Genomic DNA, 13,798 nt, shown 5'->3' on the forward strand with positions numbered 1-13,798 from the left:
TTTGCGTGGTATTGTGAAGGGGGAAGTATGGCTTACTCTAATTCTAGCAAGAGTCACTTGCAGAACGGGAGGATTGAGTGAATCTTTCAGATCCTTGGTCTGGAAGACAAGTTTTTAAGAAAAATGGCTTGCTTCCGGGTCGATTTGGTATAAACCCGCCCCTCCTATGGCAAAGAAGAGCTGGATCGCGCGTAACGAGCGCAAGAAAAAGACTGTAGCTAAGTATGCAAAGCTTCGCGAGCAACTTAAGCAAGAGAAAGATTATGTAGGCCTTAGCATGCTTCCACGTGATGCTTCCCCTACACGTGTAGTAAACCGCTGCGAGTACACCGGACGTCGTCACGGTTTCCTCCGCCGTTTCAAGCTTTCTCGTATTGCTTTCCGTGAACTTGCATCACACGGGATGATTCCTGGTGTGACCAAGTCCTCTTGGTAATTCGAGCTACAGTGCTATAGACAAATTTTTAAAAGACGTGAGGCGACGTATAGTCGTCTCGCGTTTTTATGCGTATATTATCTCGTATGCCACTGTATGAATATATCTCCAAGGCCCCCGGTGAAGCTGGGAAGAGCTGCCGTGTTTGTTCAAAGGGCTTCGAGCTGAGACGTCCTGTAGATCGTGAGGCCCTTGAGGCGTGCCCGCTCTGCAAGAATCCGGTGAAGAAGGTGATTAGCCGGATCAATACCCCGAAAATTACCAAGCCACTGTCCGTGACTGATGCTAAGAAAGCTGGATTCAGCGTTCTGGAGCGCCGTGAGGACGGAAATTTTGAGAGGCTCTAAGTGCCTGTGGCGGTAGTTCCCTTATTTTTTTCTAGAAATACGAAGTTTTTCAGGAACGATACCCTCTTTATAGAAAAATTGATCGGCCTCTCCAGCATGCAACGGGTGTTGAACAGGAGAGCCGAGAACAGCGATGAGTGCGACAGATATTGAGCCTTCGAGTATGATGCTGCAGAGTTTTCTGCAGCTAGCCGTTAATGCAGAAGTGCCAACGAGTTGGCCAACCATAGAAGAGACCCTGCTATTTTTGGTGATTTGTGTCTTCTTCCTTTTGTTAAATGCCTTTTTCGTGGCTTCCGAATTCGCCATCGTCAAAGTGCGGGGAAGTCAGATCGACATGGAGAGCGGGAAAACCCGCAACGCGGAGCAGGCGAAGTCGATCGTGGGGAATCTGGATGGCTACCTCTCCGCAAACCAGCTGGGGATTACCATTGCCTCCTTGGCTTTGGCGATTTTTGCAGAGCCATACATTGATAAGGTGCTGCGATATCTCTTTCTGAATCGTTTCGATACGTGGTTCGGGTGGGATCTGAGTGTCTGGGAGGATATCGTGACCAGTGCCTCACATGCTATGACTTTGATGTTCTTCACGGTCTTTCACGTGGTGATCGGTGAACTCATTCCTAAAACAATCGCTATCCGTAAGCCGCTTCCTGTGACTTTGGCCGTCGCGAAGCCGCTCCATCTCTTCTATGTGATCTTTAAACCCTTGATCTGGGTGCTCAATGGGATGGCCAACCTGATTCTCAAGCATGTGCTGAGGGTGGCTCCAGTGAGCGAGGGTGAGCACGTGCACTCCGCAGAGGAGCTGGCTCTCTTGGTGGCCGAGAGTGGAGCCCAGCAGGAGGTGACTGACACCGAGCGTGAGATTCTAATCAATGCTCTGGCCCTGAATGATCTTTATGTGCGTGATGTCATGACACCTCGTAGTGACGTGGTCGCGCTGGATGTAGATGATCCTTTCGCCAAGAATCTAGATATCGCCGCACGCACGATGCATACCCGTTTTCCGCTGGTTAAAGGGCATCTGGATAATGCGCTGGGCTTGGTGCACATCAAGGACTTGCTGAGATTTAACAGCACGGATAATCCAGATCTGATGTCTATCAAGAGGGACTTGAAGGTGGTTCCGGAGACGATGCCGCTGGATGTCTTGCTGAAATTCTTCCTCAAAGAGCACGCTCACCTCGCCATGGTGGTGGATGAGTTTGGTGATCCCTCAGGTCTGGTCTTCCTTGATAACGTGATGGAAGAGCTCGTGGGTGATATCCATGATGAGTTCGACTCCGAGGAGAGTCAGTTTACCCGCGTCAATGAACAGGAGTTCGTGGTGGAAGGATCTATTACGCTCAATGAGCTTTCTGACCACGAGCCGGAAGTGGATATTGAGAGTGGTGAAGTGACCACGGTAGGCGGATACATTACCCAGCAGATGGGGCGTATTCCTGAGCCAGGGGAGACGCTGGATATCCTGGGCTACGAAGCCAAGGTGACGAGTACCGATGGCCGTCGTGTTGGTCAGGTGCACTTCCGCAAGTTTGCTGAGGCCGAGTCTTCGGAAGGAGCTGAAGAGGAAGTCGCTTAAGAAGATAAAGTAAACGGCCGCGAGATGATCTCGCGACCGTTTTGGATACACACATGTACTATTCGTGAAGTCTGTTAAGCTCGGCGCTTTCTGAGAAGGAATACCGCAGCGCCCAGTCCAAGCATGGCTACTCCAGATGGCTCGGGTACTGAAGTGACTGAGATGTTATCGATACCCCACTGCGCTTTGGAATCTACGGCTCTGAACTCAAGCGAGGCTAGATCGTTTGTATTGAAGTAGGAGCCGGTGATGGATGAGACCCCATTGCCTGCGGTGTAGTCGGCCCCATCTAGATTGATAGTAACCTGGGAGCTCGTGCCGTTTGTTGGCCATAGAGAAGCGAGGTTGTTCTCAATGCCGAGACTGGTGATGTTGCTGGTTCCTGTAACGTCGACATTGACAGTGGATAGGTCGTTGCGCTGGTAGAAGCCGCCATTACCGAAGGCTATGGTGAAGATGGCGTTGCCTGATAGGTCGCGCCCGGTCACGAGCATGCCGCCTGGTTGACCGCCAGTGTTGAAGCAGGTCGCGTCAAAGTTGATTGAGGTGCCAGTCAGGCTGGTGCTGCTGGTCAGGTTAAGTTCAGCAAAAGAGTTGTGCTCGCCGGTGGCTCCAAAGGTGGCTGTATTGTTTGAGGCGCCGATGAGGAGGAAGTTGCCGCTCATGCCTGTGGCAGAGCCGTTTGAGATAAGAACCTGGGAGTCTTGAGTGGCGCTCGTAGTGGGTGTTTCCCAGGAGCCGATACTCGTACCGCTGTTGAGGTTTGCGCTAGTCGTAGCTGTATTGCCAGATGGAGTAGCGTTGGTTGCGGAGGTTTCCGTGGTGGAGCCGGAGAAATCCGCGCTAAAGACAGTGGCTGCCTGAGTACTGCTGATCGAGCTTAAGCTGGCCAGGATTACGGCTACAGAGATAGGTGTTTTCATTGTTTCAAGTGTTGAGTGTTAAGTGGTGGTGCACTTCTGTAAGGTGCACCGCTCTTCCTTTATCTGCTCAAAACTTGTGGGGACAATGATTGATGATTATTTAGCTGTGTATGAAAAGTTCATAGTTTGCGGTGGGGAGACAGACTCATGCCGGGGTGCCAAGTAGGCGCGATCTCAATATCCTGAGAGGGAAGAAGCTGCCCTTTGGAATCGAGAAGCAACTGCATGCTGATTTCACAGGCTCTTTGCTCGCCGATATCGAAATGGGCAATGCTTGGGTAGAAGAATTGGAGGTCTGGATGGTGTGAAAGGCAGATGATTGAGATATCTTCTGTGATCTTGATCTGTCTCTGATTCAGGAATGAAAGTGTCATGAGCAGTTGCTCATGATTGCCTAAGATGAGGCAAGTAGGGGGAGTGTATTGAAATATCTTACTTAACTCCTCATGGTATTCGTGGGCGGACTTGGCGCTGAACGCGGGGAGGTGGTAATTGGGGCTCAGCGTTGGTAAGTGGGGTGGTTGTGAGGCAATAAGCTGCGTTAGCAGAGTTTGATGAAGCTTGTCTCTCTTGTTTAGTAAAGGGGAGACCACCCGGGTGTGGCCTGCATTCCAGGCCTTCTTGAAACCTTGTTCAAGCAAGGTGATGTGCCTTGTGTAGGTGTTTGGGATGTCAGTTTTTGTCATGCCAATCCCTGCCGTAGGTATTTCAAGGCTGAGGGCGACCTCTGCACAGAAGACCGGGCAAATGTAGGTGATGATGCCTTGTGGTTTGATGACTCTGAGGGACCGGCGTAGAGTTGCCGGCGAGTCTGGGGCGTTGAGGTATTCGACCTCTATGTTAGATTTGGCTCCCAAGTTTTTGGCTGTTGCGATGACGTTCGCCAGTGTGTGAGGGAGTTGGTATGATGGCTCGGGGCCGATAATGAGAAACTTGGGCCTCTCGGGGTTGCTGCTTGAGTTGCGCAGTTTTTCAAGCTGGTCTATGTTGACCTTCCTTCGTTTCCCAGGGCTTGACGGCTCAAGTACCTTGAGAAACTCCAGGTGTTCCAGGCATTGCTCGATTGTCGGGCGGCTGGCGCTGTATTGTTTACATAATGGACCGATACCTGGTAGCTGGGGAGCAGGGTTTCTGCAGAGCTCATCTAACATGGCCTCTGCTACCTGCTCCCAGCGTTTGAGATACTTGCCCATTACGCGGCTTCCTTGAACTTCATCGAGACGGGGATGAAGATGAGGGAGGTGACGAACATTAGGCCAGTGAAGAACCAGAAGTAGGAGGCTCCCTGAAGCTTGGTCTGACCGCCGGCGATGAACTCGCGCTTGAAGGGGGACTTTGGATCTGATGAGGCTTCAGCTTCCTCGATGCCGAGTTCCTTTTTGCGACTTTCTAGCCAGGTTTCTTCTGGTTGGATGGCGGCGAGTATGGACTCTTTCTTTTCCTCGGTAGATGGGGCTTCGTATTCCAAGTTTACGCCAGTGTCCCACTGAGTCAGTGGTGTCTTGTCCGGGCCGTCGGAAAGGATGCGGCACATGGTGGAGTTGATCAGTAGATAGCGTAGTGGGTTGCCCCACGGATCTTTGATTTCAGCGACAAGCGCGTTGCCTTTCTCAGTGAGGGGGAATTTAAATTCGTTCTCTGAGGCGTATTGCTGGATAAGATCCGCCGCTTGTTTCAGGGATTCCTGACCGGGGACTTGGCGGGAGTCGACAGCGCCTTTTTGGTTGTAGGTGATGATGATGTCATCCTCAGTAGATTGTTTGCCATCAAGGCCGGCATAGGTATAGGTCTTGGCCTCATTGTTGCCACTTTCCTTTTGCTTCTGATAGTCGGCAAGTTCGTTCTTTGTCGGAGATTCGACTTGGATGAAGCTATTGACCGCAGCGGTGAGCAGGTTACCGGAGGCTACGGCTGCCAGATTGATCGCCATGATCCAGGACTTCATGGATTTCGGGGAATTCCTGTAGGCGAATTCAAGGCCGACGATGGATACCATGATCTCACCTGAGGTGAGGAGGAGGTAGGCAAGGAGCTGCCACCAGATGGTAGGTTTTTCTCCGGCGCCGATCCATTCTTGAATCAAGGCGCTGAGGGCAAAGGAGGCTGCGGTAAGGAAGAGGCCGATGCCCATCTTGCGCAGTGGGGTGAGTTTCCAGAACTTGTCGACGTTTGGGTAGATGATGTAGGTGAAGACGGGAATGAGGACGAGAATCAGGAAGGGGTTGGCTGCCTGGATCTGGGAAGGCAGCACGTTAATGCCAAAGATGTTTCTATCCATATCCTGGGACTGGAAGACCCAGGTGGTGGCCGTCTGATCGAAGAGGGACCAGAAGACCGAGATGAAGGCGAAGACGCCTGCCAGCTTGAGAATGGTCTTGAGGCCTGTTTTGGAGAAAATTTCGTTGGTGAATGTCTGTCCTGCGGGGGGGATGTGAACAAACTCGTTTCTGCCCATCCAGAAAGCCAGGGTAGCCACTGCCATCAAGGCGCCGGGAATGCCGAAGGCCCAATGTGGTCCGTACCACTCCAGTGTCCAGGGAATGATGAGGGTGGAAATGACGGAGCCAAGGTTGATAGAGAAGTAGAACCAGTTGAAGACGCGGGTAAGCAGGTGCTGGTTGTTCGGGCCGAACTGGTCGCCTACGTGGGCGGATACACAGGGCTTGATCCCGCCTGCGCCGATGGTGATGAGGCCCAGGCCTAAGATGAGGAACCATTTGGCGGGGCCGGCAATTCCCATGAGGGCCAGTGAGAAGTGGCCCAAGCAGTAGACAATGGAGAGAGCGATGATGGTTTTGTACTTCCCGAAGAATCGATCGGAGATGATCGCCCCGGCGAGTGGGGTGATGTAGACCCAGAAGACGAAAGTGTGTACCCACTCGGCTGATGTGGCCTCGCTGACCGCATCCGTGGCCGTGCTCCCCATCAAGTGGAGGTATTGAACGATGAAGACGGCCAGTGCGGCCTTCATTCCGTAAAAGGAGAATCGCTCGGCCGCTTCGTTGCCGATGATGTAGGGAATGCCCGTAGGCATTTTTTCAGAATCAGAAGGTGTGGTGCGCATGAGAGCTGGTAAGGTAGGTTCTTTTGCTTAGGAAAGGGATGATGTTAGTTCTGAGGTGAGGATGCTGTGTAGCATGGATACAGAGTCAGCGGTGTGGGAAGGAGATTCTGCCTGAAGCTGGTCCAGGTCATGGTATCCCCAAGTGACGGCCAGTGAGCTGATTCCCGCATTTCGGGCAGTGATCAGGTCCACGGTGGAGTCTCCCACAAGGATGGCATCCGCCGGGGAGCATCCGATGCTCTGTAGGATCTCATGTACGCCGGATGGGTCCGGTTTTTTCTCAATATGCTCACGTTGACCCAAAATGAGGTCGAAAATCTCTCCCGGGAAGAAGTGTTCGACGATCTCCGTGGTGAAATGATGGGGCTTGTTGGAAAGGATGCTGAGGCTGTGGCCCAGAGTCTTGAGCTCGGTGAGGAGTGGCTCAATGCCCTGGAAGACCAGAGTGCCAGTTTTCCATTCACGGGAATAGTGGGCGGCAAAGGAGGCTTGTAGTTTGTCGATGGTGTCCTCGCTCTGGTCCGGGGCGGAGCGCTTGCAGAGCATGCGGGCTCCATCACCTATGAAGCTGCGGACGGCGGCATCGCTGTGCGTGGGGAGACCTGTCTCTGCCGAAGCCGCATTGAGGGCGGCTGCGATACCGGGCAGGGATTCCACGAGGGTGCCATCGAGGTCGAAAATAATATGCATGAATGGGAATGAGTTACGGGCTGGTGGGGAGTCTTGAGCTTATGGCGGTAGTTTCAAGTTTGAAGTTTTCTTCTGGTGGGCTAGAGCTGGGGCAGATGTTACCCGAGATCATTACCGAGATACCTGGCCCAAAGTCCCGTGAACTGGCGCAAGAGCTGCGCAAGTACGAGAGTCATAACGTGACTTATGTAGCAGAAGATTGGCCAATTTTCTGGGAACGTGCCGAGGGTAGCTGGGTGTGGGATGCTGATGGAAACCGATACATCGATATGACCAGCGCCTTCGGGGTGGCTGGCCTGGGGCATACTCAGCCGGATTTACGCAATGCCATGGTGGAGCAGAGCGGTAAGCTGATGCATGCCATGGGGGATGTGCACCCGACCCAGCTCAAGGTCGAGGTCTGCAAGCGCCTTTCCCAGATGACTTTCGAGCGCTGGGGGCTGGGGACTGGTAAGACACTTCTGGCGAACAGCGGCTTTGAGGCGGTGGAGAGTGCTCTCAAAACAGCCTACATCGCTACCGGGAAGCCGGGAGTGATCCATTTCCAGAATGGCTATCATGGTCTCGGCTATGGAGCCTTGCTCGGTGGTGGTTTTGACAAGTTCCGCTCCCCCTTTGATGCTCAGCTGGCCGATGTGCGTACGGTGCTGCAGTACCCTCGCACGGAGACGGATCTGGAAGATCTGGAGGATCAGCTGGATATGATCAAGGCGAGTGAAGTGGGGGCTTTGATTGTGGAGCCGGTGCAAGGGCGTGGTGGCAAGGTAGTGCCTCCGGCAGGATTTTTGAAGCAGCTTCGTAGGTGGTGCGATGCTCACGGCGTGGTGCTGATCTTTGATGAAATTTACTCAGGCTTTAACCGTTCAGGCAGACTCTTTGCCTGTGAATGGGGGGAAGTCTATCCGGATGTCATCTGTGTGGGCAAGGCACTCAGTGGTGGGTACCCGATTTCGGCCTGCGTGGGTAGAGCGGAGATCATGGACAAATGGCCGGTGAGTCCCGGTGAAGCGCTTCATACCAGTACCTTCCTGGGGAATCCGGTAGGCTGTGCGATGGCGATTACTGCGCTGGACAAGCATGCCGATCCTGCTGTGGCGCGTGATGTAGAGCGTCAGGGAGATGAGTTGATGGCCATGCTGCGTGAGATTGAATCTCCGCTGATCAAGGAGGTGAGGGGGCGCGGTATGATGATCGGGGTCGAGCTCTGCCATGCGGATGGATCACCTGCCGGAGATGTGGCCGGGCCGATGCTCGGAGAGATGCTCAAGAGGGGCGTGGTAATGCTGGCGGACGGGCCGGACGGCAATGTGCTGGCCTTTACCCCACCATTCTATGTGACACTTGGTGAGTTAGTCTACGTAGTGGAAAATGTGAGAGAGCTGCTAGGGAAGTACTAAGACCTCCCCAGCCAGCCTCTGGAGAATTAGTCCTCGATAGATTCGAGGGCGAGTGTGGCGCAGCCGATGATGCCAGCCTCGTTGCCGAACTTGGCAGGAAGGATCTTGAGGTGATCCTTGAATGGTCCGCTGAGCTGCTCCAGGACGTGCTTACGCAGTGGGACGAAGAGTGTGTCTCCCGCCTTGCTGATGCCGCCGCCGATGACAATAGCTTCCGGGTTCAGGATCCAGCAGCAGTTTGCGATGGCGCAGGCGAGCTTCTTGGCAAAGTCATCCCAGCAGGCGATGGCGATCTCGTCTCCGTGAGAGGCCAGAGCATCCATGGCGGCAGGGGTGCAGTCCTCGATGTCTTTCTCGATACCGGCCTCTTTATAGGCGGCCTGGCTGTCTGCTGCGAACTCGTTGTTGCCGATGTAGTCTTCCAGTGCACCAGCATTGTTGTAGGCGCCCAGGCGACCTGCATAATGGATGGAGGTCTGGCCGAGTTCTCCGGCCACGTAGTGGGCTCCGCGGATGATCTGGTTGTTGACGATGACCGCGCCTCCTACGCCTGTGCCCAGGGTGAGGCAGATGAGGTGTTTGAAATGCTGACCGGCGCCAAGTTTCCACTCGGCGATGCCCATGGCGTTGGCGTCGTTTTCTACCACGCAGGGAAGGCCGGTGGCCTCGGAAAGAAGTGCCTGGAGGGGGATGTCTGTCCAGCCCGGTACATTGGTGAGGTTGTGGATGGTTCCAGTAGGGGTGTGGACAAAGCCTGGTACGCCGCAACCGATCGCGCGGATGTCATCGTGGTCTTCGCGGGCCACCTTCACTTGGTCGGCAATGGCGCGGATGAGATCCTTGGGCTCCGGGTGGTGTTTCGGGTTGATGGATGGAAGTTCAGCTACGATTTGTTTGCCGAGGACGATGCCCATTTTGATGGAGGTGCCTCCGAAATCGATGCCGATAGCTTTGTCAGTATATTCCATGGTAGATGAAAGATGAATTAGGGTATGAAGGGGTGTTTGCAGGGTTATGATTGAAAATGTCGGGTAGCAGCAATTCGTATGCCTTCTAAGGTGAGAATGGGAGAAACGTGCTGGATTTCTTCCACACCTTGGGCGATGAGCTCGGCATCACCCCCAGTGGCTACAATAACCGGATCGCCGGGCATTTCATCCCTGAGTTTGTGAATTATTTCTCTCACAAGACCACGATATCCGTATACGGCACCCACATGCATGGCATCGACGGTGGACTTTCCAATAGCCGAGGTGGGTTCGGAAAGCTCAATCTTTGGCAGTAATGCGGTTCGGTTGGCCAAATAGTCGGTCATTGAGGGGAGTCCAGGGGCGATCACCCCGCCAAGATAGGTGGCATCGGCTCCCACTACGTCAAAGGTGACGGCGGTGCCGAAGTCGATCACGATGGCCGGCGAGCGGAATAGGTGGTGGACGCCGATCGCGTTGGCGAGGCGGTCTGCACCGATCTGCTCAGGCTTCGGATAATCAATCTGGATCCCTAGATCGCTCTGGTAGCTCAGTTTGTGAAACGGGCAGTTTTGAAAAAACTCTGCCATGAGCGCAGCTTTCTCCGGCACAACGGAGCAGAGATAGACGCAGTCGTAGCTCTCACCCTGCAGGGCCTCCGTGAGTGTGGTGGGGGACAGGTCTCTAGTGGGGATGCGTGCAGCCAAGGGCTTGAGTTCGTTTTCTGTTCCGATAGCGAACTTGGTGCGGGTATTGGAGTTGTCGATGAGTAGGCAACGCATGATTTCCAGTAGATTGTGGCAACGAACTGCCATGAACAGAGGGTGTGAACAAGCAATAAAAAAGAGGGGAGCCTTTCGGCCCCCCCCTTGCTCTATCACAATATGGACAACAGAGTTTATCCAAAGATTTTTACTTATGGTGTGGAGTCGTTGTAAGCAGGGGAACCGTGCTCGGCGACGTCCAGACCTTCGTGCTCTTCCTGCTCGTCTACGCGAACACCCATGATGAGCTTGATGGCGTAGAAGACAGCGAATGAAGTAATGAAAGCGAAAGCGGAGATGGAGAGGGTGCCGAGAAGCTGTACACCGAAGGTTACGCCCTCAGTGGTGCCGAAGATGGCAACACAGAGTGTACCCCAGATACCGCAAACACCGTGTACGGAGATGGCACCTACTGGATCGTCGATCTTAATCTTGTCGAAGAAGGTGACGGAGAGAACTACGATCACGCCAGCGATGGAGCCAACAGCCAGTGCTGCATATGGTGGGATGGTGTCAGCACCAGCGGTGATGCCTACGAGACCGGCGAGCATGCCGTTGAGTGCCATGGAAAGGTCAGGCTTTTTGAGGACGATCCATGAGGTGGCGATGGCGCCAAGACCTCCGGTGAAGCCAGCCATAGCTGTGGTGACGAAGACGAAGGATACGCCAGCAGCGTCAGCGCTGAGTACTGAACCGCCGTTGAAGCCGAACCAGCCGAGGAAGAGGAGGAAGACACCAATGTTCGCCAGTGGAAGGTTGGAAGGAAGAATAGGCTTGATGCCATCTTTGGTGAACTTGCCCTTACGTGGGCCAAGTACGATTACTGCAGCGAGGGCTGCGAAACCACCAAAGGCGTGTACGAGGGAAGAACCAGCAAAGTCAGCAAAGTCTTTTTTATCGAGCCAGCCTGTACCCCACTCCCAAGAACCTGTGACAGGGTAGAGGAAGGTAACTAAGATAGTGGCGTAGATCATGAAGGAGGTGAGCTTCACGCGCTCGGCGACAGCGCCGGAAACGATGGTGGCTGCAGTAGCGGCGAACATCGCCTGGAAGATGAAGTCTGACCAAATAGTGTAGGCGGCCTCACCTGATTCTGAGAGGTAAAAGCGGGATGCTTCAGCGTCTGTTGCTGCACCAGTGAGTCCTGAGCCTACAGCAAAAACATCGCTGATAGCCCAGTCTGATGGGTACATCGCATTGAAGCCCCAGAGCATGTATCCAACTGCGCCGATGCAGACGATGAATACGTTTTTGAACATGATGTTCACGGTATTCTTTCGCTGGCACATGCCGGCTTCAACGGAGGCGAAGCCGAGGTGCATGATGAAGACGAGAGCCGCGGATACCAGAATCCACAGGTTGTCGATCATGAATTTTACGTCTAGTACCGCGTCTGTAGTGGCCGCGCCGGCAGTTTCAGCCTGAGCATAAGCCGATGTAAGGCCGAGGGCGCTCAGAGCAGTGAATAGTAGTAGTTTTCTCATAGTTGATGTGGATAGATGCTTATCGAGATCGGTTCAGAGCATCTGCCGTGCCAACATTTGAGGTCGCTGTTTGAAATCTTGGCATGAATCGCAAGATCCTATGCCGGGTATGGGAATTTTTCTGTGGGTCAGATTATTCGGCTGTGTGATCCATTCTCAGTCTGGTGCAAAATTTTGTTTCGAGAGGAGGTGTGTGAAAGGGTTGATAGTTCAATGGGTTGTGGTCCGGAGTGCGTTTTTAAACAGAAATCTATGACACAAATCCAAGCTGAAACTGAGAAGTTGGCACACCCTGTGCTGAAATTGCCTCCGTTATGAGTAAAACAACTACTACCTCACTACTTGGTGGTGTGCTTCTCGCAGGTTCCGTACTTGCTGGTGAAGTTGCTCCAATCACAACTCCGGCTCCAGAAAGCAAGTTCAGCTCCGACATTGCAGTTGGTTACCACAGTCAGTACAACTGGCGTGGTTTCGACCTTGGTAACGACATGGTCGACGCTACTGTAAACACAGCCTTCACATGCCCTTACACAGGTCTCGATATCAGCGCAGGTGCCTGGTACGCCAGTGTTAAAGACGGTGGGTTCGACGAGCTTGACCTCTACACAGCTGCTTCCAAAGACCTCGGTTTCGCTACTGCTAGCGTTGGCTATATCTTCTATCACTTCTTCGATTCTGCAGACGACGCACAGGAAGTTACCTTCGGTCTTAGCAAGGAATTCTACGGTGTAGAAACAGGTGTTACTTACTTCTGGGATGTTGAGACAGACAACGGTGGTTACCTTGAAGGTTCCATCTCCAAGTCTTTCGGCCCTGTTAGCACAGGTGTTGCAGTAGGTTACTCCCTGGAGGAAGATGGTTTCACCCATGTTACTTCCAAGGTGTCCTATGATTATGCCCTTACAGACACAGCTACACTTTCCCCATACGTAGCCTACGCTGTTGAGCTCGACGAGCTCGAGGGTGTTTACGGTACTGACGAAGAAAACGAGTTCTTCGCAGGTGCTGTTCTTACCGTGACTTTCTAATCGTTCCGGTTAGTACATTTATCCATCAGTCATAAAGAAGGGGCGGGTCTCGTTGGCTCGCTCCTTCCAGACTGGGGAATCTAATTTTCCACCTGTTGGCCGCCTATCAAATATTCGGCTTAAATGCCGAGTTATGTACTAACAGTGGGGAGTTAGAGTTTGTTGACAAAAAAATCTTATATTTTCATAAGTGAGGGGCTTATTTTGTAGCTTTCTCACTATGAATGAATTGTGTTGTCCGGGTGGGTTTCCTGGGGGTGCCATTGTGTCGGGATCGTCACAATCTTGCTTGATAAGAGGGTTATTTGTAGTTCACTAGGACTCGGTATGAATAAAATTACTACTCTATCACTCTTCGGAGGTGTCGTTCTCGCCGGTACAGCAATGGCAGGTGAGGTTGTGCAACCAGCACCAGTTGAGAGCAAGTTCGAAAGCCTTCTCTCTGTAGGTTACCATGACAACTATGTTGACCGCGGTTTCCAGATTGGTGATGACACCATTTCTGCTGACGTTGCTACAAGCTTTGCATGCCCATACACAGGCATGGAAATCAGCGCAGGTATCACTTACCTCAGCCAGCACGACTTCCTCGACACAGGTCTCAACGTAGACGAGCTTCGTTACCAAATCGCAGGTGCTTATGACCTCGGTTTCGCGACTGGTCACGTTGGTTACATCCACTATCACTACAACGATCCATTTGGTTTCGACGTAAACGACGACCAGGAAGTTTACTTCGGTCTTAGCAAGAACCTCTACGGTTACGACACAAGCCTCACATACTTCTGGGGTATCCACGGTCCATTCCGCGGTAACAACGAAGGTTACCTTGAAGGCCGCGTAAACAAGAGCTTCGACGTGCTTGGTCACAGCATCAACGCTGACGTAACTGCAGGTTACCTCATCGAAGAAGGTGAGCTCTCCCACGTAACAGCTAAGCTTACTTACGACTACAAGCTCACTGAGACAGCAACTCTTAGCCCATATGTGGCTTACGCAGTTGAGCTCGATGACCTTGACCAAACTTTCGGCGCATTCCAGCCAATCCCACAGGAGAACACATTCTTCGCAGGTGCGTCTCTCACTGTGACCTTCTAATTCATTTTTTGATT

At 52.8% G+C, this 13,798-nt stretch carries 13 protein-coding genes; 6 read left to right on the forward strand and 7 right to left on the reverse strand.

Annotation, left to right across the window (positions count from 1 at the left end; genetic code table 11):
- Positions 1–166: 166 nt before the first annotated feature.
- The 3 genes from rpsN to BUB27_RS13365 all read left to right on the forward strand — a co-directional run bounded on the left by rpsN (position 167) and on the right by BUB27_RS13365 (position 2,368).
- Positions 167–436: a 30S ribosomal protein S14 gene (rpsN, locus tag BUB27_RS13355; RefSeq protein ID WP_143184365.1), complete on the forward strand. Its 270-nt coding sequence runs from the start codon at positions 167–169 to the stop codon at positions 434–436.
- Between the two features lie 68 nt (positions 437–504).
- Positions 505–783 carry an FmdB family zinc ribbon protein gene (locus tag BUB27_RS13360; protein ID WP_234991754.1) on the forward strand — a complete coding sequence of 93 codons (279 nt, stop codon included), beginning with the start codon at positions 505–507 and terminating at the stop codon, positions 781–783.
- 133 nt (positions 784–916) lie between these two features.
- The gene (locus tag BUB27_RS13365) at positions 917–2,368 is read left to right on the forward strand and encodes a hemolysin family protein (protein ID WP_143184366.1); all 1,452 of its coding nucleotides are present in this window, start codon (positions 917–919) and stop codon (positions 2,366–2,368) included.
- 74 nt (positions 2,369–2,442) lie between these two features.
- Here BUB27_RS13365 and BUB27_RS13370 read toward each other — a convergent pair whose 3' ends face one another.
- From BUB27_RS13370 to BUB27_RS13385, 4 genes are all read right to left on the reverse strand, one after another.
- Positions 2,443–3,291, reverse strand: a complete 849-nt coding sequence (locus tag BUB27_RS13370; RefSeq protein WP_143184367.1) for a PEP-CTERM sorting domain-containing protein — start codon at positions 3,289–3,291, stop codon at positions 2,443–2,445.
- Positions 3,292–3,410: 119 nt separating this feature from the next.
- On the reverse strand, positions 3,411–4,484 hold the full coding sequence (locus BUB27_RS13375; RefSeq protein ID WP_143184368.1) for a substrate-binding domain-containing protein: 1,074 nt from the start codon (positions 4,482–4,484) through the stop codon (positions 3,411–3,413).
- A complete protein-coding gene (locus BUB27_RS13380; protein WP_143184369.1) occupies positions 4,484–6,355 on the reverse strand; it encodes a POT family MFS transporter in 1,872 nt (623 codons plus the stop codon). Before BUB27_RS13380 ends, BUB27_RS13375 begins: the two co-directional genes overlap by 1 nt.
- Before the next feature lie 27 nt (positions 6,356–6,382).
- The gene (locus BUB27_RS13385) at positions 6,383–7,045 is read right to left on the reverse strand and encodes an HAD family hydrolase (RefSeq protein WP_143184370.1); all 663 of its coding nucleotides are present in this window, start codon (positions 7,043–7,045) and stop codon (positions 6,383–6,385) included.
- A 95-nt stretch (positions 7,046–7,140) separates the two neighbouring features.
- Here BUB27_RS13385 and BUB27_RS13390 point away from each other — a divergent pair, with 95 nt between their 5' ends.
- Positions 7,141–8,442, forward strand: a complete 1,302-nt coding sequence (locus BUB27_RS13390; protein ID WP_143184371.1) for an aspartate aminotransferase family protein — start codon at positions 7,141–7,143, stop codon at positions 8,440–8,442.
- A 26-nt stretch (positions 8,443–8,468) separates the two neighbouring features.
- Here the strand turns inward: BUB27_RS13390 and BUB27_RS13395 are convergent, their stop codons facing one another.
- The 3 genes from BUB27_RS13395 to BUB27_RS13405 form a co-directional block, all read right to left on the reverse strand.
- On the reverse strand, positions 8,469–9,410 hold the full coding sequence (locus tag BUB27_RS13395; RefSeq protein WP_143184372.1) for an ROK family protein: 942 nt from the start codon (positions 9,408–9,410) through the stop codon (positions 8,469–8,471).
- Positions 9,411–9,454: 44 nt separating this feature from the next.
- On the reverse strand, positions 9,455–10,225 hold the full coding sequence (locus BUB27_RS13400; RefSeq protein WP_234991755.1) for a type III pantothenate kinase: 771 nt from the start codon (positions 10,223–10,225) through the stop codon (positions 9,455–9,457).
- A gap of 101 nt (positions 10,226–10,326) precedes the next feature.
- On the reverse strand, positions 10,327–11,658 hold the full coding sequence (locus tag BUB27_RS13405; RefSeq protein WP_143184373.1) for an ammonium transporter: 1,332 nt from the start codon (positions 11,656–11,658) through the stop codon (positions 10,327–10,329).
- A gap of 314 nt (positions 11,659–11,972) precedes the next feature.
- Here BUB27_RS13405 and BUB27_RS13410 point away from each other — a divergent pair, with 314 nt between their 5' ends.
- The gene (locus BUB27_RS13410; protein WP_143184374.1) at positions 11,973–12,686 is read left to right on the forward strand and encodes a hypothetical protein; all 714 of its coding nucleotides are present in this window, start codon (positions 11,973–11,975) and stop codon (positions 12,684–12,686) included.
- Positions 12,687–13,013: 327 nt separating this feature from the next.
- The gene (locus BUB27_RS13415) at positions 13,014–13,784 is read left to right on the forward strand and encodes a hypothetical protein (protein ID WP_143184375.1); all 771 of its coding nucleotides are present in this window, start codon (positions 13,014–13,016) and stop codon (positions 13,782–13,784) included.
- Positions 13,785–13,798 lie beyond the last annotated feature (14 nt).

Source organism: Rubritalea squalenifaciens DSM 18772 (assembly GCF_900141815.1).
GTDB lineage: Bacteria > Verrucomicrobiota > Verrucomicrobiia > Verrucomicrobiales > Akkermansiaceae > Rubritalea > Rubritalea squalenifaciens.